We start from the raw sequence: 26,186 nt of genomic DNA on the forward strand, positions 1-26,186 counted from the left end.
CGTGATTAAGTCGGAATTGGTGCAGATTGTTGCGGCACGTAACCCGCATCTCTATCACCGGGACGTCGAAAATATCGTCAACGCTGTCCTCGACGAGATCACCGATGCGCTTGCCGCCGGAAATCGGGTGGAACTACGCGGTTTCGGCGCTTTTTCCGTCAAAAACAGGCCCTCGCGCTCTGGTCGCAACCCACGCACGGGCGATACGGTGTTCGTCGAAGAAAAATGGGTTCCCTTCTTCAAGACGGGCAAGGAGCTGCGCGAGCGCCTCAATCCGGGCGCAGGCGACGAAGAGGACGACAATTAATAACCGTTTTTACCGCTATCCTTCGTGGAAATAGCTGGCGGACATCGTTGCGCCGCGGCATGGCGGTACTTGAACTTCGCCCTGTCTTTCTTATTCTGCGGTTAGAGCAATCCCAGGAAGGTGCGAAGCGGTTTTCCGTCCGGAATTGCGAAAAAATGAAAAGATGGAGCGGTTCTGCGACCCCTGAAAAGCTGGACCGCTCTAGAGGCGATATCGGCGCATCGCACTGATATGCCGAGACAGAGGAGCGTGGGCAATGGCCAAGAAGATCATCAACCTGCTGATATTGCTGCCGCTCGGCGTTATCCTAATCATCTTTTGCGTCGCCAACCGGCAGTCGGTCACGCTTGCGCTCAATCCGTTCCGGCCCGAGGATCAGGTGCTGTCGCTGAACGCGCCGCTTTTCGTCCTTCTGTTTGTCGCACTGATCGTCGGCATGGTGGTCGGCGCGGCAGTCACATGGTTCAACCAGGGTAAACACCGCAAGCGCGCCCGCAGCCAGTCACGTGAAGCTGTGCGCTGGCAGACGGAAGCCGACAAGCATCGTAGCCGCGCCGAGCAGATTGCCGGCCAGCTTCCGTCAAAGTGACTAGAGCGCCGTGCGTTCATTTGAACGCACAAAGGTCGCTCTAGCTTTTTGAATCTAGAGCATCTTATCCGCTTTCCGGTAACCTGAAAGCGGGATGCTCTAGTCGCCGCTGAGCCGCATGTCCTTGTAATCGCCCTCCGGCGATGAACCGTCACCAAAAATCTCGAAACCGAGGGCGTGGTAAAAAGCCATGGCGCGCGTGTTCTTCACCAGGCACTTCAGGCGGTAGCGCCGCTTGGGCCACTCCGGCAGCGCGGCGAGCAGCGCCTTGCCGGCGCCGCGGCCCTGAAATTCAGGTAGGATATAGAGCATATGGATGAAATCATCCGGCTCCCACAGCGCCATGAACCCGGCGATTGTCCCGCGCTCGCCCTCGCAGACGAAGATGCGCTCGCCCTGTGTGTGACCGACGAAATCCTCGATATGGAATTTGCCGGGATCGACCCAGAGAAACGTCATACGGCGCACGCAGAGATAGATCTCAGCAAGTATTTCCATATCCCGCTCGCATGCCGGCCGGATGGTCCAAAGATCTGATTTTGACGTCATGAGCGGTCTTTGGGGCGTCGGGTGACGATCGCAATCAAGCGGTGGCTTGGCCATTGATGGCCGCGGTGAAATCGGCAAAGAACTGCTGCGCCAGTTTCTTGGCGCTGGAATCGACCAACCGCGAGCCGAGTTGGGCGATCTTGCCGCCGACCTGGGCCTTGGCCTCGTAATGCAGGATCGTTTCGCCGCCTTCCTCTTTCAGGGTGACATCGGCCCCGCCCTTGGCAAAGCCGGCAATGCCGCCCTTTCCTTCACCGGAGATCGTATAGCTCTCGGGCGCATTGATGTTGGAGAGCGTCACTTCGCCGTTGAACGAGGCGGAGACCGGGCCGATCTTCAATTTCACAGTTGCAGTCAGTTCGGTCGGCGAAATCTTTTCCAGGCTCTGACAGCCGGGAATGCACTGCTTGAGAATATCAGGGTCGTTCAGCGCGGCCCACACTACATCCCTCGGCGCGGCAATTCGTTCTTCGCCGGTCATGTCCATGCGCAATCCTCCCGATCTGGCTTTTGTCCGGGGATAATCGCAGATCGGAAAGCGCTTTGCCAAGTGGCGGCCAGATGCTATTTGCACGCACATATCAATTTTGAGACAAGCATGGTGAAACAGAAGGAACGCCGGCCCGGCCAGAAAGCCGCAGGCAGCCCCGGCACAAAGCCCCAAAGGGATGCCCGGCGTGACGCGCCTATCAAGACCGGCAAGCCATCGGCAAAGCCCGCACGTGATGCCGGCGTGAGGTCTGCATCGGCTGTGCGTGATCGCGGCGAGCGGACGGCGGAGCCGCGGGCTGCGGCATCTGTTTCTGTAGCGCCCGAACGCCCGCTGATCGTGCGAAGCGGCGAGCGCCCGGTGGAGCGGGTGCCCGTCATCCTCGAATCGCTGGGCGCCGGGGATTTTCACCTGATCGACAGCGGTAACGGGTTGAAGCTCGAGCAATACGGCTCCTATCGCATCGTCCGGCCGGAGGCTCAGGCGCTGTGGCAGCCCTCGCTCGCCACCCATGTCTGGGACAATGCCGATGCGATCTTCACCGGCGATACCGATGAGGACGGCATGGGGCGCTGGCGGTTTCCGCGCGAAGCGCTTGGCGAGACCTGGCCGCTGCAATTGCTCGGCGTCGATTTTCTCGGCCGCTTTACCGCCTTTCGCCATGTCGGCGTATTCCCGGAGCAGATTGTCCACTGGGCCTGGATGAAAGAGCAGGTCGAAGCCGCGAACCGGCCGATGAAGGTGCTGAACCTCTTCGGCTATACCGGTGTCGCGTCGCTGGTCGCCGCAGCCGCCGGCGCGGAAGTCACCCATGTCGACGCCTCGAAGAAGGCGATCGGCTGGGCGCGGGAGAACCAGGCGCTTGGCCGCATGGAAAAACTGCCGATCCGCTGGATCTGCGAAGACGCGATGAAATTCATCCTGCGTGAGGAACGGCGCGGCAGCAAATACGACATCATCTTGACTGATCCGCCGAAATTCGGCCGCGGCCCGAATGGCGAGGTCTGGCATCTCTTCGAACATCTGCCGTCGATGCTCGACATCTGCCGCGAGATCCTGTCCCCCAAGGCGCTTGGTCTGGTGCTAACAGCCTATTCCATCCGCGCCAGCTTCTATTCGATCCATGAGCTGATGCGCGAAACCATGTGCGGTGCCGGTGGTGTCGTCGAATCCGGCGAGCTGGTCATCCGCGAGGCGGGCCTTGACGGCAAAACGCCGGGCCGGGCGCTCTCCACATCCCTGTTCAGCCGATGGGTGCCGAAATGAACCAGGATTTCCGTAATGACGGCCCCCGCAAGGTCGGACATGTCAAGGAGGTCACCTCGCTTGCCAATCCGATCATCAAGGACATCAAGGCGCTGACCAATAAGAAGTCGCGCGAGGAGAGCGGTGCTTTTCTGGCCGAAGGCTTGAAACTGGTTATCGACGCCTTGGAGCTCGGCTGGATCATCCGCACGCTGGTCTACGCCAAGGCCGCCAAGGGCAAGCCGCTGGTCGAGCAGGTGGCCGCCAAGACCGTTGCAGCCGGTGGGCTGGTGCTCGAAGTCAGCGAAAAGGTCATCGCCTCGATCACCCGCCGCGACAATCCGCAGATGGTGGTCGGCATTTTTGACCAGCGCTGGAGGCAACTCCGGGACGTCAAGCCGAAGTCCGGCGAGACCTGGGTGGCGCTCGATCGCGTGCGTGACCCCGGCAATCTTGGCACCATCATCCGGACCTCCGATGCAGCCGGTGCCTCGGGTGTCATCCTGGTTGGCGAGACGACAGACCCGTTCTCGCTGGAAACCGTCCGGGCAACCATGGGCTCGGTCTTCGCCGTCCCCGTCGTCAAGGCGACGCCAGAGGAGTTCCTGGCGTGGAAGAGGACGGCGGGCGTATCGGTTGTCGCCACCCACCTGGCAGGCGCCGTTGATTACCGGACGATCGATTACAAGAAGAAGCCCGTCGTGCTACTGATGGGCAATGAACAGTCCGGCTTGCCGGATGCCCTGGCGAAGGAGGCCGATGCGCTTGCCCGCATCCCGCAGGCCGGCCGCGCCGACAGCCTCAATCTGGCGGTGGCAACGGCGGTGATGCTGTTCGAAGCCCGCCGCCATCTTTTGACCCTCAGCGAGACGCGATGACCGACAGCGAGATGAACGAACAGGCGCCCGCAAAACCCGCTCTGTTTTCCCGGCCCTTGCCGATCCTGATTTTCATTGTGGTCGCCGTCGTTCTCGACCAGGCCGTCAAGGTCATGGTCGACAACTGGCTGCCTTTGCAGGAGATGGTGCCGGTCATTCCGATGCTGGCGCTCTACCGGACCTATAATCTTGGCGTCGCCTTCTCGATGCTGTCGGGCATGGACGGCTGGTTCATTGTCGGCATGCGGCTCGTCATCGTCGTCTTCGTGCTCTGGCTCTGGCGGAGGACGCCCAATCACCGCTGGCTTGCCCATCTGGGCTTTGCGTTGATCATCGCCGGTGCGCTAGGCAACCTGATCGACCGGTTCCTCTATGGTCATGTGATCGACTACATCCTCTTCCATACCGAGACCTGGTCGTTCGCCGTCTTCAATCTCGCCGACAGTTTCATCACTGTCGGAGCGGGTTGCGTCATTCTGGACGAGCTGCTTCTGCCAAAAAAGGCGAAATCGTAAAATTCTAACGAATCCCTGAAGGCATCGGGAAGAGTGCGCATGTTAGCAAGACTACATGAGCACTCTGGCAAATCTGCAGGAAAAGCTTGTCGCCGCCATTGCCGACGACTACACCGAGCCACGCGAACGGCCGGTCAACGACGCGCGCCCCATAACCACTAATCCCATCGAGATTTCGCCGGCTAATATAAGGGATACGTCGCAATCCGCGCTTCCTCAATGGCTGCAACGCCATTGGCTGAATGGCGGCGGCTTGATCGCCGGCGTAGCGCTCATGTCGGTCGGCTATGCGGGTGGCCCGCTGGCGCTTGCTGCGCTGCTGGGCCTGATAGCGCTGACGATCGTCGTCGCCGGTGTCTTCCGCAGGCGGAATGCTGCCCGCAAGATTTTGGCGGATGCACTGAGCCTCAGCGAACACGAGCATGATCGTCTATGGGAGAGCAACGAAAGCACCAGCCTGCTTGCCACCATCCATGATGCGCTTGGCGATATCACCGTAACGCGCGACATCGAACGCCGCATCATCCATGCCAATGCCACTTTCCGCAAACTGACCGGAAAGTCGAACCCGGAAGGTCTGACGCTGGAGGAGGCAGGTCTTGTCTTCCGCACGGCGACAGCCCCTCAGCGTCAGGATGCCGAGATTTCCGCGCCGGAAGGCCCGCGTATCTTCGCCTGGCACGATGTCATGTTCCGCGATCCTGTCACCGGACAACTGATGATCCAGAGCGTCGCCCGCGACGTGACCGAGGAGCGGCAGGCCGCGCGCCTTCGCGAAGAGGCGCGGCTGAAGGCAGAATATAACAGCGCCGCCAAATCGCGGCTGCTCGCCACCGTCAGCCATGAGATCCGCACGCCGCTGTCGGGAATTCTCGGCATGAACCATCTGCTTGCCCAGACGCCGCTGACGCTGGAGCAAGCCAACTACCTGACCGGCATTCGCCAGTCCGGCAATGCGCTCGTTCAGTTGGTCGAAGATTTGTTGGATTTCTCGACGATCGAAGTCGGGCGCTTCCAGCTTCGCCCGCGCACCGAACATCTGCGGCCGTTGCTGGAAGGCGTTGTCGAGATGCTTGCCCATCGCGCCCATGAAAAAGGCATCGAGATCGCCGCGACTGTCGCGGCCGACGTTCCCGAGACAATGGAATTCGATCCCGCCCGGTTGCGCCAGGTATTGTTCAACGTCATCGGCAATGCCGTGAAGTTTACACAGACCGGCGGTGTCCTGATCCGCGGCGGCCTTGATGGCGATGATCTGGTGATTTCGGTCCGGGATAGCGGCCCGGGAATGACCGAGGAGGAGCAGGCGCGGATCTTCGGCGAGTTCGAACAGGCCGGCAACATGCTCGACAGAAGCGCCGGCACGGGCCTGGGGCTGGCAATCTCCGCTCGCATCCTGCGGGAGTTTGGCGGCGCATTGAGCGTCGCCAGCGAGTGGGGCAACGGCAGCGAATTCACCATCCGCTTTCCGGTTTCCGTCGTCGCCCGAGAAAACGAACATGGCAGGCGCAGTGACCTGCTCAAAGGTTCCCGCGTCCTGCTGCTGGCACCAGAGGGGGCGGCAAGCACCGCAATTGCCGAGACCATCCGCACGCTTGGCGGTCAATGCCGCTTGATCGGTCCCGACGACGTGGAAAACCTGGTACACGCCGCGCCCCATGGCAAGGATGGGCCGCTGACGGATCTCATCGTCGATCATCGCATGGCGCCGTGGTATTTCCGGGAAGGGAGCGAACTTGCCGCTCCCGGCCTGCGCAAGATCTTTCTGGTCAATCCGGAGGAGCGCAACACGCATCCGCTCGATCTTTTCGATGCCTGGCTGATCCGCCCGCTGCGCGAACAATCGCTGATCGATGTGATGAGCGGCCGGATGCAGGGCATGGAGAAGCGCGATGTGCTGAGCGACAGCCCACATGGGTTCGGTCTTATGACAACGGAAGCGACGGATATCGCTCTCAACGTCCTGCTCGGCGAAGATGATCCGGTCAACGCTATGCTGGTGCGCGCCATGCTCGCCAAAGCCGGCCACAGGGTTCGGCTCGTCGAGGATTTCGGCGGCCTGCTCGCCCGCGCCGAAAATAGCGAGAACCGCCCGGACGTCGTCGTCACCGATCTCACCATGCCAGGCGGTGACGGCGCTGCGATGCTCGCACAACTGAGGGCGCTGGAGCGCCGGTACGGCCTTTCGCCCCTGCCTGTGATCGTGTTGACCGCCGACAGCCGCGACGCCATCCGCCGTCAGGCCCTGCTGGCGGGAGCCGATGCGGTCATCGTCAAGCCGGTCGACCCCGACCGCCTGATTGCCGAGGTACAAGGCCTGTCGCGGCAGGCTCTCGAACGTGCCTAGGGCGAATAATCGGCCCTTCGAATCACCGCCTCTCGCCTTTTATTCGCCCGATGGCGGTCATGTCTGAAAGCCGATCTGTACCTTCTAAGAGTACCCCCTGGAACTCAAGGACTTCGTCCTGAATTGAAGCTTGAAACAGGCACGGTTCTTGCTTTTCGCAACGCACCATGTCACTTTCCTGTCGCACGAATTTGCTTTATGGCGCTATATCAACCCGTCGGGGGGAGAATCGCCATGTCCATCGAAATTTTGAATCGCGAAGCTCAGGGCGAAATGGTTCAGTCTTCAAAGGCAACGGTTGCGCCGGTTGCCAGCGATGTGCTCGGACGCATCGGAAATCTAGAAACGCGCCTCGCTCGCACGGCGCGGGAGATCGATGCGGCTCAGGCCGTCCGCTACCGCGTTTTTGTCGAGGAGATGAACGCCCAACTACCGGCCGACGCAATGCGCCGCCAGCGCGATATCGATAGCTGGGATTCGATTTGCGATCATCTGCTGGTGCTCGATCGCTCGTTGGAAGGTGATTCGGAAGATCAGATCGTCGGCACCTATCGCTTGCTGCGTCAGGATGTGGCGATGGCGAATGGCGGTTTCTACTCTTCTTCGGAATTCGACATCGACGCTCTACTCGTCCGTCACCCTGACAAGCGCTTCATGGAACTCGGCCGCTCCTGCGTGCTGCCGGAATACCGCAACAAACGTACGGTCGAACTGCTGTGGCAGGGCAATTGGGCCTATTCGCTAAAGCACGGCATGAACGCCATGTTCGGTTGCGCCTCCTTCCCCGGCATCCGTCCGGAGCAGCACGCACTGGCTTTGTCCTTCCTCTACCACAACGTCATTGCCAAGGACGAATGGGCCGTCAGCGCGCTGCCGTCGCTCGCCCGCACCATGGACCTGATGCCGGTCGAAGCGGTCAATTCCAAGAAGGCGCTGATGGCGCTGCCGCCGCTGATCAAGGGTTATCTGCGCCTCGGCGCCATGGTCGGCTCCACCGCGGTCGTCGATCATGCCTTCAACACGACGGACGTCTTGATCGTCCTGCCGATCGCCAGCATTTCGGACCGCTACGTGAATTACTACGGCGCGGATGCTGGTCGGTTCGCGAGCTGACTGACTCAAGCCGGTCTGGTTTGGCAGCTGCCATCCTCAGGGAATCGCAAAAATATCGATCTCATCCGTAATGCCGCGAAGCGAGACGTGATGGGACATCGGCTTCAAACCATGTGTCGTCAGCAATTCGGTGGCGCGAGGATTGTCGAGCACGGAGCCGGTGGCGAATATCTCGCGTGAGTTGGCGAGATGTTGCACGCGAGAAGCGATGTTCACCGTCTGACCAAAGTAGTCCTGCCGCTCGTTCAGACTGACCGCAATGCACGGTCCCTCGTGGATGCCGATCTTTAGAAGAAGATCGTCGTTGCCGCGCTCCTTGTTGAAGCTGAGCATTGCTTCGCGCATCCGCATTGCCGCGACCAATGCCCGGTCCGGGGTTGGAAACGTGGCCATGACTGCATCGCCGATGGTTTTCACGACAGCACCTGCCTCCCCACCGACGATCTCCTGCAGGATGCTGAAATGGGTTTTGACCAGATCGAAAGCGGCAAGGTCCCCGACCCTTTCATACAACGCCGTCGAACCGCGCAAATCGGTGAACAGAAAGGTGAGGCTCGTGATCTTCAGCCGTTGGTCCACGTCGATTGTGTCCGTGCGGTGGATGTCGCGGAAGGTTTGATTCGAAAGCAGTCGCTTGGCGGTCAGGAATGGACGTCGTTGGCCCAGCAGGTCATGAAGTACGTCGTTGGCCAAACAGATTGATGGCAGTGTGCGGATCTCTGCGTGATTTTCCATCAGAATGCGCAGGGGGCCGGGTCGCAAGGTGATGGGGTCCCGATGCCGCTGCATGCGATCGAACACCAGCGAGATGGTCTGCCGTTCCTTGGACGGTTCGCCTTTTACGTCCAGGAATTGCGCCGCGTGCGTCACTGGTTCGAAGATGATGACGTATTCAGCCGGCAACTGAAGCGAGACGACAGCTTTTTCTCCGGCAGGCAATTCCAGCGCCTCCAGAATGAATTGGTCGACCGTCGCCTCGTAACCCTCATTGGGAAGATCGACGCCCGAGCCCCAATAGATCTGACGAAAGTATTCGAGGGGTGGCAATTCGTGGGGATTGTGAGCCTCGATGTGGCGTATGCGCGGGCTGACGGTGAATGTGACCTCGACCATCTCGTCGAGGGTCGGCTCGTAGCCGGCAGCGCAAAGCGCGCAACTGTAACTGTCGCCCTGAACGGTCTTCAGTGAGGTATTGGCGTCTAGCACCCCACCGCAACCGGGGCAAAGAACGTTCCAAGATATGTCGAAGAGGCCGAGGCGAGATGCATGCAGGAACGCGTTGATAGCCTGCTCTTCATCGAAGCCGTGGTCGGTTGCGAAGGCAAGCGCATTCACGCGGTTGAGCTTGCGGTCGGGTGCCTCAAGAACGAGCCGCTCAATGGCGTCGACAATATCTGGCCGCACTGAATGGCGCAGCACTCCGAATAGGGATTGAGCTTCACTCATCTGTGCATTTTACACGGAATTGGCCCGGCAGCCATCGCCTTTCTCCGGCCGCCGGCCCAACTATGCAGGTTATCGGTTGCTATCCGGCTCCATAGGCGGCAATTGCCGCCATATTGACGATGTCGGAATCTTTTGCCCCCATCGAGGTGATCTGCACCGGCTTGTCGAGGCCGACGAGAAGTGGGCCGATGACGGTGGAGCCGCCGAGTTCTTGCAGCATCTTTGTGGAGATCGAGGCCGAATGGAAGGCCGGCATCACCAGCACGTTGGCAGGACCGGAGAGGCGGGAGAACGGATATTGGCTCTCGATGATCTTGCGGTTCAGCGCCACATCGGCGGCCATTTCGCCGTCGAATTCGAAATCGACATAGCGCTTATCGAGGATGTTCACCGCCTCGCGTACCCGTTCGGAGCGTTCGCCTGAGGGGTGGCCGAAGGTGGAATAGGCGAGCATGGCGACGCGTGGCTCGTAACCCATGCGCCGTGCGAAGCCGGCGGCCTCCTCGGCGATATCGGCGAGTTCCTGCGCCGTCGGCATGTCATGGACGGCAGTGTCGGCGACAAAGACGGTGCGGCCGCGGGCAAGCACCAGCGACACGCCGATGACGCGGTGCCCCGGCTTGGCGTCGATGCAGCGGCGCACGTCGTCGAGCGCGGTCGAATAGTTGCGCGTCACTCCCGTCACCATGCCGTCGGCATCGCCAAGCGCCACCATGCAGGCGGCGAAGTGGTTGCGGTCGTTGTGGATCAGCCGTGTCACGTCGCGGTGCAGGTAGCCTTTGCGCTGCAGCCGGGCATAGAGATAATCGATATAAGCGTCCACCCGCCTGGAAATGCGGGCATTGACGATCTCGAGGCCCTGCCGGTTGAGGTCGATCCCGGCGCGCTCGGCGGTGGCGTGGATCAGGTCCTCGCGGCCGAGCAGGACGGCGGTGCCGAGCCCCTGGTTGGCATAGGACAAAGCGGCGCGCATGACCTGCTCTTCCTCGGCCTCGGCGAAGACGATGCGCTTTGGATGCCGGCGCACGCGTTCGTAAAGCTGTGCCAGTGTCGAGGCGATCGGGTCACGCCGGGCAGAGAGTTCGCGGGCATAGGCAGCCATGTCGGGCATCGCGCGGCGAGCAACGCCGCTTTCGATCGCCGCTTGCGCAACGGCAACCGGGATCGCCGAAATCAGGCGCGGATCGAAGGGCACGGGGATGATGTATTGCGCCCCGAAACGCGGCCTCGCGCCCTGATAGGCGGCAACCACATCGTCCGGCACGTCTTCGCGCGCCAGGCTCGCCAAGGCCTTGACGGCAGCGATCTTCATTTCATCGTTGATCGTCGAAGCGCGCACATCCAGCGCGCCCCGGAAGATATAGGGGAAGCCGAGGACGTTGTTGACCTGGTTCGGATAGTCGGAACGCCCTGTCGCCATGATGGCGTCGTCGCGGATGCGGGCGACTTCCTCCGGCGTGATTTCCGGATCGGGATTGGCCATGGCGAAGATGATCGGCTTGTCGGCCATGGAGCGGATCATCTCGGCGGAAAAGGCATCCTTCTGCGACAGGCCGAAAACCACGTCGGCGCCCTTCATCGCATCTTCCAGCGTACGGCTGTCGGTTTTCACCGCATGCGCCGATTTCCACTGGTTCATGCCTTCGCTGCGGCCCTGGTAGATCACGCCCTTGGTGTCGCAGAGCACGATGTTGTCAGGGTTGAAACCCATCGCCTTGATCAGTTCGACGCAGGCGATTGCCGCAGCACCTGCGCCGTTGCAGACAAGCTTCGTTGTCTTGAGGTCACGGCCGGTCAATTCCAGTGCGTTGATCAGGCCGGCGGCGGCGATGATCGCGGTGCCGTGCTGGTCGTCGTGGAAGACGGGGATATCCATCAGCTCGCGCAGGCGCTGCTCGATAATGAAACAGTCGGGCGCCTTGATGTCCTCGAGATTGATACCGCCGAAAGAAGGGCCGAGATAGCGGACGCAGTTGATGAACTCGTCGACGTTTTCGGTGTCGATCTCGAGATCGATCGAATCGACGTCGGCAAAGCGCTTGAAGAGAACGGCCTTACCTTCCATGACCGGCTTGGAGGCCAGTGCACCCAGATTGCCGAGGCCGAGAATGGCCGTGCCGTTGGAGATGACCGCCACCATGTTGCCGCGGGAGGTATAATCATAGGCCGTCGCCGGATCGGCGGCGATCGCCTTTACGGGAACGGCGACGCCGGGCGAATAGGCAAGCGAAAGATCGCGCTGCGTCGCCATCGGTTTGGTCGGATTGATTTCGAGCTTGCCGGGGCGGCCCTGCTTGTGGAAGTCGAGCGCTTCCTGATCGGTGATCCCCGTTCCCGGACGCGACGTGCTGTTGGTGTCAGGCATATGTCCTCCAAACCTCCTGTGGGCGACCGGTCCCTCTTGCCCGATTGCTGTTGTCTTCTATAGCGGCGCACGGATAGGGTGGCACCTCATTTTTTGGGAAAAACTGCACCTCCGTGAACGAACGAATAATTGCCAGCATCGATGCTTTCTCGGCCGCCGAGCTTGCCTCGGAGGAAAGCCGCGCTTCGGCCACGCCGATGATGGAGCAGTATATCGAGATCAAGGCGAACAATCCCGGTTCGCTGCTGTTCTATCGCATGGGCGATTTCTACGAGCTGTTCTTCGAGGATGCCGTCGACGCGTCACGCGCGCTCGGCATCACGCTCACCAAGCGCGGCCAGCACATGGGCCAGGATATTCCGATGTGCGGCGTGCCGGTGCACGCCGCCGACGACTATCTGCAGAAGCTGATTTCGCTGGGTTTTCGTGTTGCTGTCTGCGAACAGGTGGAGGACCCGGCGGAGGCGAAGAAGCGCGGCGGCAAGTCGGTGGTCCGGCGCGACGTCGTGCGCCTGGTGACGCCGGGCACGATCACCGAGGAAAAGCTGCTGTCGCCCTCGGAATCCAACTATCTGATGGCGCTCGCCCGCATTCGCGGCGGCACCGAGCCGCAACTGGCGCTCGCCTGGATCGATATTTCGACCGGCGTTTTCCGATTGGCGGAGACGGAAGCCTCGCGGCTGCTCGCCGATATCCTGCGCATCGATCCGCGTGAGCTGATCCTGCCGGATACGATGTTCCACGATCAGGAGCTGAAGCCGGTTTTCGACGTACTCGGTCGCACCGCGGTGCCGCAGCCGGCCGTCCTGTTCGACAGCGCCAGTGCCGAGGGCCGCATCACCAGATATTTCGGCGTCTCGACGCTGGACGGTTTCGGCTCTTTCACCCGCGCCGAACTTGCCGCTGCGGCGGCTGCCGTCGCCTATGTCGAGAAGACCCAGATCTCCGAGCGGCCGCCGCTCGGGCTGCCGGAGCGCGAAAGCAGCGCATCGACACTGTTTATCGATCCCGCCACCCGCGGTAACCTCGAACTGGTACGTACGCTTTCCGGCGACCGCAACGGTTCGCTCTTGAAGGCGATCGACCGCACTGTGACGGGAGGCGGTGCGCGTTTGCTTGCAGAGCGCCTGATGTCGCCGCTCACCGATCCGGCGCGCATCAACGAGCGGCTGGATTCGATCGGCTTCCTCGCCGACGAGCCTTCGCTCTGCAACGATCTGCGGACGGCGCTGAAACATGTGCCGGATATGCCGCGTGCGCTGTCGCGCCTGGCGCTCGACCGCGGTGGCCCGCGCGATCTCTGGGCGATCCGCCAGGGACTCGGGGCGGCCGCCGGCGTTGCCGATCTGCTCGGCGGCGCATTGCTGCCCGAGGAATTAGGTGCCGCACTTGCCGGGCTCCGCGCCTTGCCCGCCGGTCTCGAAGCGCTGCTTGCCGGTATGCTCTCCGATGAATTGCCGCTGTTAAAACGCGATGGCGGGTTCCTGCGGCAAGGGGCGAATGCCGAGCTGGACGAGGTCCGTGCGCTGCGCGACCAGTCGCGTCGGGTCATTGCCGGATTGCAACTGCAATATGCCGAGGAAACCGGCATCAAATCGCTGAAGATCAAGCACAACAATGTGCTCGGCTATTTCATCGAGGTCACGGCCGGCAATGCCGGTCCGATGACGGATACTGCCGAAGCCAAGGCGCGCTTTATCCACCGCCAGACCATGGCAAACGCCATGCGCTTTACCACGACCGAGCTTGCCGATCTCGAAAGCCGCATCGCCAACGCCGCGGATAAGGCGCTCGCGATCGAGCTGGAAGCCTTCGACCGCATGGTCGCAGCCGTTGTCGCCGAGGCCGAAGCGATCAAGGCCGGTGCCCGCGCGCTATCGGTGATCGATGTCGCGGCCGGGCTGGCATTGCTTGCCGAGGAACAGGGCTATTGCCGGCCGGTGATCGACGATAGCCGGATGTTTGCGATCGGTGGTGGCCGCCATCCTGTGGTCGAGCAGGCATTGCGCCGGCAGGCGGGCGGCCCCTTCGTCGCCAATAATTGCGACTTGTCGCCGACGGCGGGTGGCAAGGATGGCGCGATCTGGCTGCTGACCGGCCCGAACATGGGCGGTAAATCGACCTTCCTGCGCCAGAACGCCCTGATCGCCATCCTCGCCCAAATGGGTTCCTTCGTGCCGGCTACCTCCGCTTACATCGGCATTGTCGATCGGTTATTCTCCCGCGTCGGTGCTTCGGACGATCTGGCACGTGGTCGCTCCACCTTCATGGTCGAGATGGTCGAGACGGCGGCGATCCTCAATCAGGCGACCGAGCGATCGCTGGTCATTCTCGATGAAATCGGCCGCGGTACTGCGACTTTCGATGGTCTCTCCATCGCCTGGGCGGCCGTCGAGCATTTGCACGAGGCCAATAGATGCCGCGGTCTCTTCGCTACCCATTTTCACGAGTTGACTGTGCTGTCGGAAAAGCTCGGCCGCCTTTCGAACGCCACGATGCGCGTCAAGGAGTGGGACGGCGACGTGATCTTCCTGCACGAGGTCGGACCGGGTGCGGCCGACCGTTCCTATGGCATCCAAGTGGCGCGGCTCGCCGGACTGCCGGCTTCGGTGGTAGCGCGCGCCCGCGACGTTCTGACGCGTCTGGAAGATGCCGATCGCAAAAATCCCGCGAGCCAATTGATCGACGACCTGCCACTCTTCCAGGTCGCGGTCCGCCGAGAGGAAGCAGCAGGCCGGCGTGGGCCGTCCAAGGTCGAGGAGGTCCTAAAGGCGCTCGATCTTGACGATCTGACGCCGCGCGCAGCCCTCGACGCACTTTACGAACTGAAGAAGACCCTCAACAAGGCCGGCTGACAACAGGCGATTTCCAAGGATAATCCGATGCATATCGAACATCTTCTCGCCGAGGTCCGCATTCTTGCCGAGCGTTTTTCTCCGATCGCCGCCCGTGGCAAGATCTGCGGCGAGGGCGATGCGCCGGATTGCGAATCCGATCGCGGGCTCCTCAACATCGCCCTGTCCTGCAGCCGGATTTCCGACATCAGTTCAAACATCGCCAAGGCCGGGTATTGGGAATGTGAACGCGAAATGTTGATGCAGATCGGCGCCCAATCGCGAAACATATTATATAGCATAAACGAACTCAGACGGTCGCTTGAGGTGCCGCAGCCCTAAAACTGCCGATTTCTGCATCAACAGCCGTTATTCTTCGTCAACTTTGACCCGATAGAACTCCCGAAGCCGCTGATTCGGGAAATTTGGCTCAGGCTAAATTATGAGGATTCGGGCGTAGAATGCCTGTGTCAATCGCCGGGCAAAGAGGCTATAGCGCATGCAGACGAAAAGACAGGCGCGCCGGCAATGGGCCGCGGTCAATGAACAGGATCCCGGTCGGCCGAGCATGGTGACGCATGACATCGATTTTTCCGCCATTCTCGACGTCTCCGCGCTGAGGGCGGAATGCGAGACCCTCGTTAAGCTCCATGAGGACAAGAAGGACGAGCGCTCCGCCCTTCTTGCCTTGTTGAAGAAGGCGAGCCAGGAAGGCCGCGAAAAGGCGCGCCGCCTGCTCTCCGAAGAGGGCAGCGGGCTCGATTGCGCGCATCGCATTTCCTGGCTGCAGGATCAGATCATCACAGTTCTCTACGACTTCACCGTCCGCCACGTCCATCCGAAGCAGAAGGGCAGCTTCGCGATCACCGCCGTCGGCGGTTATGGCCGCGATACGCTCGCACCGGGCTCGGATATCGACCTCCTCTTCCTGTTCAAGCCGAAGCCCGAGGAAGAGACGCACAAGGCGGTGGAGTTCATTCTCTATATGCTCTGGGACATGGGCTTCAAGGTCGGCCACGCCACGCGCACCGTCGAAGAATGCATGCGCCAGGCAAAGTCCGACATGACGGTGCGCACGGCCATTTTGGAAACGCGCTATATCTGCGGCAACGAACCCCTGGCGCGCGAGCTGGAAACGCGTTTCGACAAGGAAATCGTCACCAACACCGGCCCGGAATTCATTGCCGCCAAGCTCGCCGAGCGCGACGAGCGTCACCGCAAGGCCGGTGACACCCGCTACCTGGTCGAGCCGAACGTGAAGGAAGGCAAGGGCGGTCTGCGAGACCTGCATACGCTGTTCTGGATCTCGAAATATTATTACCACGTCCGTGATCCGGCCGAACTGGTGAAGCTCGGAGTGCTCTCGAAACAAGAGTATCGCCTCTTCCAGAAGGCCGAGGATTTCCTCTGGGCCGTGCGTTGCCATATGCACTTCCTGACCGGCAAGGCGGAGGAGCGGCTTTCCTTCGATATCCAGCGCGAGATTGCCGAGGCGCTCGGCTATCATGCCCGCCCCGGCCTTTCCGCCGTCGAACGCTTCATGAAGCACTATTTCCTTGTCGCCAAGGATGTCGGCGATCTCACCCGCATCCTCTGCGCGGCACTTGAGGACCAGCAGGCCAAGGCGACGCCGGGCCTATCAGGCGTCATCAGCCGTTTCGCTCATCGCTCGCGCAAGATCCCCGGCACCATCGAGTTCGTCGAGGATCGCGGCCGTATCGCGCTCGCCAATCCCGATGTTTTCAAACGCGATCCGGTGAGCCTGATCAGGCTGTTCTTCGTCGCCGACATCAACGGGCTGGAATTCCATCCTGACGCCCTGAAGCGCGTCACCCGTTCGCTGGGCCTGATCGACAACGACCTGCGCGAAAACGAAGAGGCGAACCGCCTGTTCCTGGCGATCCTCACCTCGAAGCGCGATCCGGCGCTGATCTTGCGCCGCATGAACGAGGCTGGCGTGCTCGGCCGCTTCATCCCGGAATTCGGCAAGATTGTCTCGATGATGCAGTTCAATATGTATCATCACTATACGGTTGATGAGCATCTGATCCGCACTGTCGACGTGCTCTCGGAGATCGACAAGGGTAGGGCCGAGGATGTCCATCCCTTGGTCAACAAGCTGATGCCCGGCATCGAAGACCGTGATGCACTCTATGTCGCAGTGCTGCTGCATGACATTGCCAAGGGCCGGGAAGAGGATCACTCGGAAGCTGGCGCCAAGGTAGCGCGCAAGCTTGGCCCCCGTTTCGGCCTGTCGCCGAAGCAGACCGAGCTGGTCGTCTGGCTGATCGAGGAACATTTGACTATGTCGATGGTCGCTCAGACCCGCGACCTCACCGACCGCAAGACCATCATCGATTTTGCCGACCGGGTACAGTCGCTCGACCGATTGAAGATGCTGCTGATCCTGACCGTGTGCGACATCCGCGCCGTCGGTCCCGGGGTGTGGAACGGCTGGAAGGGTCAGCTACTGCGCACTCTCTATTACGAGACCGAACTGCTGCTTGCCGGCGGTTTTTCCGAGGTGTCGCGCAAAGAACGGGCGGAAGCCGCAGCCAAAGCGCTCGAAAAGGCCCTGGGGGACTGGAGCCAGAAGGACCGCAAGGCCTACGTCAAGCTGCATTACCAGCCCTATCTTTTGTCCGTCCCGCTGGAAGATCAGATTCGCCATACGCAATTCATTCGCCAGACCGATAAATCGGGCCAGGTCCTGGCGACCATGGTGCGCACCGACAGTTTCCACGCCATCACGGAAATCACCGTGCTCTCACCAGACCATCCGCGCCTTTTGACCGTCATCGCCGGTGCTTGCGCTGCCGCGGGCGCCAATATCGCCGATGCGCAGATTTTCACCACGTCAGACGGTCGTGCGCTCGACACCATCCATGTCAGCCGTGAATTCGCCGACGATGCGGACGAGCTGCGGCGCGCCGGCACCATCGGCAAGATGATCGAGGATGTGCTTGCCGGCCGCAAGCGCCTGCCGGAGGTCATCGCCACCCGCACCAAGAACCGCCGCAAGAACAAGGCCTTCGTCGTCCCGCCCTCGGTGACGATCTCCAACAGTCTGTCGAACAAGTTCACCGTCATCGAGGTCGAATGCCTCGACCGCACCGGGCTTCTGTCGGAAATCACCGCGGTTCTTTCCGATCTGTCGCTCGACATCCAGTCGGCGCGCATCACCACCTTCGGCGAAAAGGTCATCGATAGCTTCTATGTGACCGATCTCGTCGGGCAGAAAATCTCCAACGAAAACAAGCGAGCCAATATCACCGCGCGTCTGAAGGCGGTGATGGCCGGCGAAGAGGATGAGGTGCGCGAGCGTATGCCGTCCGGCATCATCGCGCCCGCCTCCACACGGTCGCTCGCCGTTGAAAAGCTCGATACTGAAAAGAAAGCCGATTCAGCCGCATGAGTCTCGTCAAGAAATTCATCACCGTCGGCGGCGCGACGCTTGGCAGCCGCATCTTCGGGTTCGCCCGCGAAACGCTGATGGCCGCCGCCCTCGGCACGGGGCCGATGGCCGACGTCTTCTATGCGGCATTCCGCTTCCCGAACCTCTTCCGCCGCCTGTTTGCCGAAGGCGCCTTCAACGCCGCCTTCGTGCCGCTCTTCGCCAAGGAGATCGAAGCGCACGGGATCGACGGCGCCAAGCGCTTTTCGGAAGAGGTCTTTGGCGTTCTCTTCTCGGTCCTGCTGCTGATCACCATCGTCATGGAACTGACCATGCCGCTCCTGGTGCGTTGGGTCATCGCGCCTGGTTTCGCGGACGATGCCGAGAAATTCGACCTGACGGTCCGGTTGGCCGCCGTGATGTTCCCCTATCTCATGTCGATGTCGCTGACGGCGATGATGAGCGGCATGCTGAATTCGCTGCATCGTTTCTTCGCCGCCGCCGTGGCTCCGATCTTCCTCAACCTGGTGATGATCAGCGCGCTGTTCTACGCGATCTATTACGGCGCCGATCCGCTGACCACCGCCTGGTACCTGTCCTGGTCGGTGCTGGTGGCAGGCGTGCTGCAGCTGGCCGTCGTCTATATCGGCGTGCGCCATGCCGGCATCAATATCGGCCTGCGCTTTCCGCGCTTCACGCCCAATGTCAAGCGGCTCCTGCTTCTTGCCATCCCGGCGGCCATCACCGGCGGCGTCACCCAGATCAATCTGGTGATCGGCCAGGCGATCGCCTCGGGCAAGGAAGGCGCGATCGCCGCCCTGCAATATGCAGACCGCATCTACCAGCTGCCGCTCGGCGTCGTCGGCGTCGCGGTCGGAATCGTGCTTCTGCCGGAACTGGCCCGTTCGCTGAAGTCAGGCCATGTCAAGGAAGCCGCCAATATCCAGAACCGCTCGATCGAATTCGTGCTGTTCCTGACCCTGCCGGCCGCTGTCGCCCTCTGGCTTCTCTCCGACGATATCATCCGCGTGCTTTACGAGCGCGGCGCCTTTAACCCGAGCAATACAACGCTGGTCGGCTCCATCCTCGCCATCTTCGGCCTGGGTCTGCCGGCTTTCGTGCTGATCAAGGCGCTGCAGCCCGGCTTTTATGCCCGCGAAGATACGAAATCGCCGATGCGCTACACGGCGGTCGCCGTCTTCGTCAATTCGGCTCTGTCCATCCTGCTTTTCCCGGTGCTGGCCGAACGCGGCATTGCGCTCGCCGAGGCGGTTGCCGGATGGCTGAACGCTATGCAGCTCTTCGTCACGCTCTATCGCCGCGGACATCTCGTCTGGGAATGGTCGCTGGCGCGCCGCACCGTCATGCTGCTCGTCTCCTCCGCCGTCATGGGCGGCGTCATCGTATATTTGTCTCATCGCTGGGAGCCGCTTCTGGGGTCCAGCTCGACGCTGCTCGCCAAGACCGGCGTCCTGGGCTTGCTCATATTGATTGCGATGGTGGTGTATTTCGTTGTCGCCTTCCTGATCGGCGGCGTGGATTTGGGCATGGTGCGCCGCAACTTGAAGCGCAAGCCGGCGGAGCCCGTTTCGGACGCGGAGGTCGTGAACGGGGAGTAATCAAACTCCTTTACCCCGACCCCTTCCCGCAGACGGGCGAGGGGACGATTTTGTTAGATGTGGAGTTCCGATGTCCCAATCCCTCTTCCTCGTTGCTCTCGTCGTCGATGACTATGACCGCGCCAAGGCATTCTACTGTGATTGCCTTGGCTTCGACTGTCTGCAGGATGATGTTCAGCCGGAAGGCAAGCGTTGGATCGTGGTGCGGCCGGAGGGCATGGATGGAGCGGCGCTGCTTCTGGCCCAGGCCGCCAACGACGAACAGCGTGCTGCAATCGGCAATCAGACCGGCGGTCGTGTCGGCTTCTTCCTCAAGACCGACGATTTCGCCCGCGACTACGCGGCGATGATTGCAAAAGGCGTGCGGTTTCTGGAGCAGCCACGCTATGAGGTTTACGGCACCGTAGCGGTCTTTGCCGATCCCTATGGCAACACCTGGGACCTCATCCAGCATTCTTCCTGAGGCATGATCTCGAACCGAAGGACCGCGTCAGCGAAAAGTGTGTAGCGGTTTTCGAATAAGATCATGCCAAATCGAATCTGGTAGATATCCTCTTGATCCCTGCTTGTCCGCCGTGCATAAGCCCGGCCGAACACCAGGGGTCGAGCGCGAGCTCGCCCGGGCCCTCCACAAGCCTTTTGAGGACGACATGACTGAATTCAAGCCGCTCGTATTCTCCGGCGTCCAGCCGACCGGCAATCTCCATCTCGGCAATTATCTCGGCGCGATCCGGAAGTTCGTGGCGCTGCAGGCGAACAATGACTGCATCTATTGCGTCGTCGACATGCATGCACTGACGGCCCAGCTCGTGCATGAGGACATGCCGGGCCAGATCCGTTCGATCACCGCTGCCTTCCTCGCCGCCGGCATCGATCCGGAAAAGCATATCGTCTTCAACCAGTCTGCCGTCCCGCAGCATGCCGAACTCGCCTGGATCTTCAACTGCGTCGCCCGCATCGGCTGGATGAACCGCATGACGCAGTTCAAGGACAAGGCCGGCAAGGACCGCGAGCAGGCCTCCCTCGGCCTCTACGCCTATCCGAGCCTGATGGCTGCAGACATTCTCGTCTACCGTGCCACGCACGTGCCTGTCGGCGACGACCAGAAGCAGCATCTGGAACTCACCCGCGACATCGCCATGAAGTTCAATCTGGACTACATGGAGCACATCCGCCGCTCGGGCTACGGCATCGACATCACCGTGGGCGATGAGCCGGTGCACGCCTATTTTCCGATGGTCGAGCCGCTGATCGATGGTCCGGCCCCACGCGTCATGTCGCTTCGCGACGGCACCAAGAAGATGTCGAAGTCGGATGCCTCTGACCTGTCGCGTATCAATCTGCTCGACGATGAAGAGAACATCTCGAAGAAGATCCGCAAGGCCAAGACCGATCCGGACGGTTTGCCGAGCGAGATTGCCGGCCTCGCTGGCCGCCCGGAAGCCGATAACCTCGTCGGCATCTATGCCGCCCTTGCCGACAAGTCGAAGGCTGACGTTCTTTCGGCATTCGGCGGCCAGCAATTCTCGGTCTTCAAGCCGGCGCTGGTCGATCTCGCCGTGCATGTCCTCTCGCCGATCACTGGCGAGATGCGCCGCCTGATGGCCGATCCCGGCCATATCGATACCGTTCTGCGCGATGGCAGTGCTCGTGCCCGTGCCCGTGCCGAAGTGACGATGAAGCAGGTCCGCGACATCATCGGCTTTATTTACTGAGGCTTTTGATTTCTTATTGGTTGGCGCGCTGCCAGTGCGGCGCGCCAAGACCAACGAACGGATGGCCCGATCTTGAATATCTTGCGGATTGCTTCCTTTTCGGAAAACGGAGCCGGCGGCAATCCCGCCGGCGTCTTGATTGCCGATGTCCTGCCTGATGCCTCCGAAATGCAACGCATTGCAGCCGACGTCGGTTTCTCCGAGACCGCTTTTGCCTCCCCGGAAGGGCAGGGCTGGAGGGTGCGTTATTTCTCTCCTGAATCGGAAGTTCCCTTTTGCGGTCATGCGACGATCGCCCTTGGGGCGGCTCTTGCGTTGCAAGAGGGCGACGGGATTTTTGCGCTCGCGCTCAATCAGGCCAATATCACTGTCGAGGGGCACCGGAATGGCGATGTCCTCACGGCCGCCTTGCAGTCGCCGCCCACGAGCAGCAAGGCGCCGGCGCCTGAATTGTTATCCGAGGTGCTGGCATTGTTCGGTTATTCGACTGGCGACCTGAACCCGGCCATACCATCCGCGCTTATTAACGGCGGTGCCGACCACTTCGTGCTGGCTCTCAAATCCCGCCAGGCGCTTGCCGCCATGACCTACGATCTCGATGCGGGGCGTTCTTTGATGATCCGCGAAGGTTGGATCACGATCCTGCTCGCCTACGCCGAAACGCCGCAACTGTTCCATACCCGCAATGCCTTCGCATCGGGCGGGATTTATGAAGACCCCGCGACCGGCGCGTCAACCGCAGCCTTCGCCGGATATCTGCGCGATATTGCCTGGCCGCATGGCGGGGCCATCGACATCATCCAGGGCGAGGATATGGGAATGCGTTCACGTCTGCATGCCGATATTCCGGCCGCAGCCGGAAGCTCCGTCCGAGTGTCAGGCGAGGCAAGGCTTATGGACCTGTAAGTCGGCGGGCGACGATCGCCACCGGGTTCAAAACGGGGCTTGCCATGGCACGGATTTCGATGTCAGACTTGGCCTATGGTATCAAAACGTCTCTCACGGCTCGAAGGTCATCGCCGCAAGTTCATGGCGGTCATCGACGGCACCCCCGAATGCCAGCGTGCCGTCCACTACGCCGGTCGGCGCGCGAAAAATTCCAATGGCGGCCTTGTGCTCCTCTATGTGATCCCGGAAGGCGATTTCCAGCAATGGCTGGGTGTCGAGGAGATCATGCGGGCCGAAGCGCGCGAGGAGGCCGAGGCAGCAACCGCGAAGGCGGCGCAGATCGTGCGCGAGAATGTTGGCATCGATCCGGAGATCGTCATTCGTGAAGGGTCGGCCGCCGAACAGATCAATGCGGTGATCGAGGAAGACCGGGATATCGCGCTCCTCGTCCTTGCCGCCGGTTCGGCCAAGGAAGGGCCGGGACCGTTGGTGTCGTCGATCGCGGGACGTGCCGCAGCCTTTCCGATCCCCGTTACGGTGCTCCCGGATACGCTGACGAACGAGGAAATCGACGCCCTCAGTTGATCTGTTTCAGGCTATTTCTTGAGGATTGCTCTCTTGAATAGCACGGGCAAAAAGCCTATTTTCTTTTGAAGTATTCTAAAGTCGGAAGAGGGCTTCGGCCCGCCGTATGGAGATCAAGATGTTCATTCAGACCGAAGCGACGCCGAATCCCGCCACCCTGAAGTTTCTGCCGGGTAAGGTGGTCATGGAAAATGGCACCGCCGAATTCCGCAGCGCCGATGAAGCGGAAGTCTCGCCGCTCGCTGCGCGCATCTTCGATGTCCCCGGCGTCAGCGGCGTCTATTTCGGCTACGACTTCATCTCCGTCTCCAAGGAAGACCAGGAATGGCAGCATCTGAAGCCCGCCATCCTCGGTTCGATCATGGAGCATTTCATGTCCGGCAAGCCGGTCATGGGCGAAAGCTCGGTTCTCTCCGAAGCGCAGGATGCCGGCGGAGAGTTCTTCGATGAAGGCGACGAATCGATCGTACTGACCATCAAGGAATTGCTTGAGACTCGCGTTCGGCCGGCCGTCGCCCAGGATGGCGGCGACATCACTTTCCGCGGCTTTCGTGACGGCAAGGTCTACCTCAATATGAAGGGATCCTGCTCCGGTTGCCCGTCGTCGACGGCGACATTGAAGCATGGCATCCAGAACCTGCTGCGCCATTTCGTCCCGGAAGTGCAGGAAGTCGAAGCCGTCTAGGCATGATACCAAAAAGTGCACAGCGGTTTTTGGATAAGATCTTGCAAAAGCAGTTATTGGGGTGCAGTGACGGTTCAAAGATAAGTTACCGCGCTCCAAATATGGCCTTTTCGGATAAATTGTGATGATCGTACTGGCGCTCGACACGGCAGGTGTGGATTGCGCTGCCGCTGTGTATGATAGCGGTAGTGATTCTGTGATTGGGGAGGTCACGGAAACGATCGGGCGAGGACATGCTGAGCATTTGATGGATGTTGTCGACCGGGCGCTGGCTGAAGCCGATATAGCGCTCGCTTCGGTGGAACGTGTGGTCGTGACCGTCGGTCCGGGCTCCTTCACTGGCATCCGCATCGGCGTTGCCGCTGCCCGCGGTTTCGCGCTTTCCCTAAACATTCCCGCTATCGGCGTCACGACCCTTGAGGTTATGGCTGCCGCCGCGCGGGAAATGAATCCGGGTAAATCGGTTCTGGCTGCGATCGACGCCAAGCGCGAGGAGATTTATCTCCAGTCCTTCGATGTCGATGGCCAGCCGTTGGATGAGGCGCGCGCTGTGACGATCGATGAAGCGCGTGTGATCTCCGATGCTTTCGACGGCGTCGTCACCGGCTCGGCTGTCGCCAGGCTCAGAGACGCGCCGCCGGCGGTTCGGCCTGATGCCTTTCCGATTGCCACCGTCGCCCGGCTCGGCGCTGTCAAACCTGTCAGCGAAAAGCCGAAGCCGCTTTATCTTCGCGGACCCGACGCCAGACCGCAGGCCGGGTACGCAGTCGCCAGGGTATAACCATGCTGGAATCCTATCTCACCCTGAAAGCCGAATACGAGATCGTTCCGATGCAGCTGCAGGACTGCGCCGAAGTGGCGGCTCTGCATGGCGAACGGTTTTCCCGGGTTTGGGACGAGACCGAGTTTCAAAATCTCCTGTCGCAGGATACGACCTTCGGCTTCGTCGCCCGCCAGACCAACGCGATCCTGAAAAAGCCGCTTCCGGGGTTTGTGCTGGCACGGCATGTCGCGGGCGAGGCGGAAATCCTGACGGTTGCCGTTAGCGCCAAGCTTGGCCGCACCGGCCTCGGCTGGCGGCTGATGCAGGCGGCGTTGCGCGAGGCGCGTAACCGCGGCGGCGAAACCATGTTCTTGGAGGTCGACGGCGCCAATCAGCCGGCCCTCGGTCTCTACCGCAAGCTTGGTTTTGAGACGGTCGGCGAGCGCAAGGCCTACTATGTCGATGAAAGCGGCGCGAAATCGACGGCGCTTGTCATGCGCCGTGTTCTTCGCTAGTCCGTTGTCATAGACGAATAGACCGAAGACCGTATTTCAATGAACGATCCCGTAAAATCCCTTGAGGAGCTTTGCGCCGAGCGCGGCATGCGCATGACGGAGCAGCGGAGGGTCATTGCGCGCATCATCGAGAGTTCCGAGGATCATCCCGATGTTGAGGAACTGCACCGGCGCTCCGTCAAGGTGGATGCAAAGATCTCGATTTCGACGGTCTACCGCACGGTAAAGCTTTTCGAGGATGCCGGCATCATCGCCCGCCATGACTTCCGCGACGGGCGTTCGCGTTACGAGACTGTGTCGGAAGAGCATCATGATCACCTGATCGATCTGAAGAGCGGCGAAGTGATCGAATTCCACTCGCCGGAGATCGAGGCGCTGCAGGAGCGTATTGCCCGCGAACACGGTTTCAAGCTCGTCGACCATCGACTGGAGCTTTACGGCATCCCGCTGAAGAAGGATGAGCCGCTGAAGAAGGACGAGCGCTGAGGTGGTCGCGGTCGTGCGGGAGCGAATGATTTGGTGACCTGGCTGCGCGTCGGCTGTGCCGTCATCGCCATCTGCGTTGTCAGCCTTGTCTTGCTGCCGCTGCAGATTCTTTGCCTGCGCTTCGACTGGAAACTCAGGCGCTATCTGCCGCGCTACTGGCATCGCATCGTCTGCTATTGGCTCGGCATCCGTATCAATGTCATCGGAAAGGCCGAGCAGCGCCGGCCACTGATGCTGGCCGTAAACCATGCCTCCTGGCTTGATATTCTCGTGCTCTCGTCCATTGCCGACGTTGCTTTCATCGCCAAGGCGGAAGTGCGCGATTGGCCGGTCTTCGGCCATCTTGCTCAGTGGCAAAAGAGCGTATTCGTCGTGCGCGAACAGAAGCGCAAGACCGGCGATCAGGTGAACGAGATCGCGGAGCGCATGGCGGACGGCGAGATCATGGTCCTCTTTCCAGAGGGTACGACATCGGATGGCAACCGACTGCTGGAAGTCAAATCCTCCTTGTTCGGCGCGGCGGCGGCTGCCCTGCCGAAAGCACCGGATGCCGTCGTTCATGTCCAGCCGGTTGCGGTGGCCTATACTCGTGTCCACGGCATCGCCATGGGCCGCTACTATCGTCCGCTGGCGGCTTGGCCAGGCGATATAGAGCTGCTGCCGCATCTCAAAGGTATCTTCGCTTGTGGGGCCATCGATGTCGACGTCTGCTTCGGCGAGGCGGTGGATTATCGCGCCGACACCAACCGCAAGGAAGTCAGCGCCACCATCGCGCAACGCATCCGCACCATGTTGGCGAGCCGGTTGCTTGGCCGCGAGATCGCTTGAGATCCGGTTGATTTTAACTTTTCGATTTTC

General features: G+C 60.9%; 24 protein-coding genes. 20 read left to right on the plus strand and 4 right to left on the minus strand.

The features are described from left to right. Position 1: 1 nt before the first annotated feature. Both FHT86_RS18205 and FHT86_RS18210 read left to right on the plus strand, forming a co-directional pair. On the plus strand, positions 2-307 hold the full coding sequence (locus tag FHT86_RS18205) for an integration host factor subunit beta (RefSeq protein ID WP_004120746.1): 306 nt from the start codon (positions 2-4) through the stop codon (positions 305-307). Between the two features lie 256 nt (positions 308-563). Further along, positions 564-896 (plus strand): LapA family protein, encoded by a 333-nt coding sequence (locus FHT86_RS18210; protein ID WP_133708231.1) that lies wholly within the window; start codon positions 564-566, stop codon positions 894-896. 99 nt (positions 897-995) lie between these two features. On the opposite strand, the gene FHT86_RS18215 is transcribed toward FHT86_RS18210, so the two are convergent. Both FHT86_RS18215 and FHT86_RS18220 read right to left on the minus strand, forming a co-directional pair. Next, complete coding sequence (locus FHT86_RS18215) at positions 996-1,445, minus strand: GNAT family N-acetyltransferase (RefSeq protein ID WP_133708232.1); 450 nt, start codon at positions 1,443-1,445, stop codon at positions 996-998. A gap of 34 nt (positions 1,446-1,479) precedes the next feature. Further along, the gene (locus FHT86_RS18220; protein WP_133708233.1) at positions 1,480-1,932 is read right to left on the minus strand and encodes an SRPBCC family protein; all 453 of its coding nucleotides are present in this window, start codon (positions 1,930-1,932) and stop codon (positions 1,480-1,482) included. 114 nt (positions 1,933-2,046) lie between these two features. Between FHT86_RS18220 and FHT86_RS18225 the strand changes: the two genes are divergently transcribed. The 5 genes from FHT86_RS18225 to FHT86_RS18245 all read left to right on the plus strand — a co-directional run bounded on the left by FHT86_RS18225 (position 2,047) and on the right by FHT86_RS18245 (position 8,033). After that, complete coding sequence (locus FHT86_RS18225) at positions 2,047-3,201, plus strand: class I SAM-dependent methyltransferase (protein ID WP_409527607.1); 1,155 nt, start codon at positions 2,047-2,049, stop codon at positions 3,199-3,201. Then, positions 3,198-4,058, plus strand: coding sequence for an RNA methyltransferase (locus FHT86_RS18230; protein ID WP_133708235.1), 861 nt, complete (start codon positions 3,198-3,200; stop codon positions 4,056-4,058). Before FHT86_RS18225 ends, FHT86_RS18230 begins: the two co-directional genes overlap by 4 nt. Positions 4,059-4,069: 11 nt before the next feature. Further along, positions 4,070-4,573: a signal peptidase II gene (gene lspA / locus FHT86_RS18235; protein WP_183868858.1), complete on the plus strand. Its 504-nt coding sequence runs from the start codon at positions 4,070-4,072 to the stop codon at positions 4,571-4,573. A 55-nt stretch (positions 4,574-4,628) separates the two neighbouring features. Next, positions 4,629-6,920, plus strand: coding sequence for an ATP-binding protein (locus tag FHT86_RS18240; protein WP_133708237.1), 2,292 nt, complete (start codon positions 4,629-4,631; stop codon positions 6,918-6,920). A 234-nt stretch (positions 6,921-7,154) separates the two neighbouring features. Next, positions 7,155-8,033, plus strand: coding sequence for a GNAT family N-acetyltransferase (locus tag FHT86_RS18245; RefSeq protein WP_133708238.1), 879 nt, complete (start codon positions 7,155-7,157; stop codon positions 8,031-8,033). Between the two features lie 36 nt (positions 8,034-8,069). Here the strand turns inward: FHT86_RS18245 and FHT86_RS18250 are convergent, their stop codons facing one another. Further along, entirely contained in the window at positions 8,070-9,479 is a 1,410-nt protein-coding gene (locus FHT86_RS18250; RefSeq protein WP_133708239.1) for an adenylate/guanylate cyclase domain-containing protein, read from the minus strand. 79 nt (positions 9,480-9,558) lie between these two features. Continuing rightward, complete coding sequence (locus tag FHT86_RS18255; RefSeq protein WP_133708240.1) at positions 9,559-11,844, minus strand: NADP-dependent malic enzyme; 2,286 nt, start codon at positions 11,842-11,844, stop codon at positions 9,559-9,561. 197 nt (positions 11,845-12,041) lie between these two features. Here FHT86_RS18255 and mutS point away from each other — a divergent pair, with 197 nt between their 5' ends. From mutS to FHT86_RS18320, 13 genes are all read left to right on the plus strand, one after another. Next, positions 12,042-14,699 carry a DNA mismatch repair protein MutS gene (mutS, locus tag FHT86_RS18260; protein ID WP_210297726.1) on the plus strand — a complete coding sequence of 886 codons (2,658 nt, stop codon included), beginning with the start codon at positions 12,042-12,044 and terminating at the stop codon, positions 14,697-14,699. Positions 14,700-14,726: 27 nt separating this feature from the next. Next, entirely contained in the window at positions 14,727-15,020 is a 294-nt protein-coding gene (locus tag FHT86_RS18265) for a hypothetical protein (protein ID WP_133708242.1), read from the plus strand. A gap of 157 nt (positions 15,021-15,177) precedes the next feature. After that, positions 15,178-18,093, plus strand: a complete 2,916-nt coding sequence (locus FHT86_RS18270) for a [protein-PII] uridylyltransferase (protein WP_133708243.1) — start codon at positions 15,178-15,180, stop codon at positions 18,091-18,093. Beyond that, a complete protein-coding gene (murJ, locus tag FHT86_RS18275; protein WP_133708244.1) occupies positions 18,090-19,691 on the plus strand; it encodes a murein biosynthesis integral membrane protein MurJ in 1,602 nt (533 codons plus the stop codon). The genes FHT86_RS18270 and murJ overlap by 4 nt, the downstream gene beginning before the upstream one ends. A 70-nt stretch (positions 19,692-19,761) precedes the next feature. Next, positions 19,762-20,154: a VOC family protein gene (locus FHT86_RS18280; RefSeq protein ID WP_133708245.1), complete on the plus strand. Its 393-nt coding sequence runs from the start codon at positions 19,762-19,764 to the stop codon at positions 20,152-20,154. 187 nt (positions 20,155-20,341) lie between these two features. Further along, positions 20,342-21,406 carry a tryptophan--tRNA ligase gene (gene trpS, locus FHT86_RS18285; protein ID WP_133708246.1) on the plus strand — a complete coding sequence of 355 codons (1,065 nt, stop codon included), beginning with the start codon at positions 20,342-20,344 and terminating at the stop codon, positions 21,404-21,406. A gap of 72 nt (positions 21,407-21,478) precedes the next feature. After that, positions 21,479-22,312, plus strand: a complete 834-nt coding sequence (locus FHT86_RS18290) for a PhzF family phenazine biosynthesis protein (protein WP_133708247.1) — start codon at positions 21,479-21,481, stop codon at positions 22,310-22,312. 75 nt (positions 22,313-22,387) lie between these two features. After that, on the plus strand, positions 22,388-22,879 hold the full coding sequence (locus FHT86_RS18295; protein ID WP_133708248.1) for a universal stress protein: 492 nt from the start codon (positions 22,388-22,390) through the stop codon (positions 22,877-22,879). A 118-nt stretch (positions 22,880-22,997) separates the two neighbouring features. Then, on the plus strand, positions 22,998-23,564 hold the full coding sequence (locus FHT86_RS18300; protein WP_133708249.1) for a NifU family protein: 567 nt from the start codon (positions 22,998-23,000) through the stop codon (positions 23,562-23,564). A gap of 124 nt (positions 23,565-23,688) precedes the next feature. Beyond that, positions 23,689-24,345: a tRNA (adenosine(37)-N6)-threonylcarbamoyltransferase complex dimerization subunit type 1 TsaB gene (gene tsaB / locus FHT86_RS18305; protein WP_133708250.1), complete on the plus strand. Its 657-nt coding sequence runs from the start codon at positions 23,689-23,691 to the stop codon at positions 24,343-24,345. A 2-nt stretch (positions 24,346-24,347) separates the two neighbouring features. Next, positions 24,348-24,842, plus strand: a complete 495-nt coding sequence (locus FHT86_RS18310; protein ID WP_133708251.1) for a GNAT family N-acetyltransferase — start codon at positions 24,348-24,350, stop codon at positions 24,840-24,842. Positions 24,843-24,881: 39 nt separating this feature from the next. After that, entirely contained in the window at positions 24,882-25,328 is a 447-nt protein-coding gene (locus tag FHT86_RS18315) for a Fur family transcriptional regulator (RefSeq protein WP_133708252.1), read from the plus strand. A gap of 30 nt (positions 25,329-25,358) precedes the next feature. Further along, positions 25,359-26,156 carry a 1-acyl-sn-glycerol-3-phosphate acyltransferase gene (locus FHT86_RS18320; RefSeq protein ID WP_133708253.1) on the plus strand — a complete coding sequence of 266 codons (798 nt, stop codon included), beginning with the start codon at positions 25,359-25,361 and terminating at the stop codon, positions 26,154-26,156. The last annotated feature ends 30 nt before the right edge of the window (positions 26,157-26,186 follow it).

The organism is Rhizobium sp. BK313 (assembly GCF_014193655.1).
In the GTDB taxonomy this organism is placed as follows: domain Bacteria; phylum Pseudomonadota; class Alphaproteobacteria; order Rhizobiales; family Rhizobiaceae; genus Rhizobium.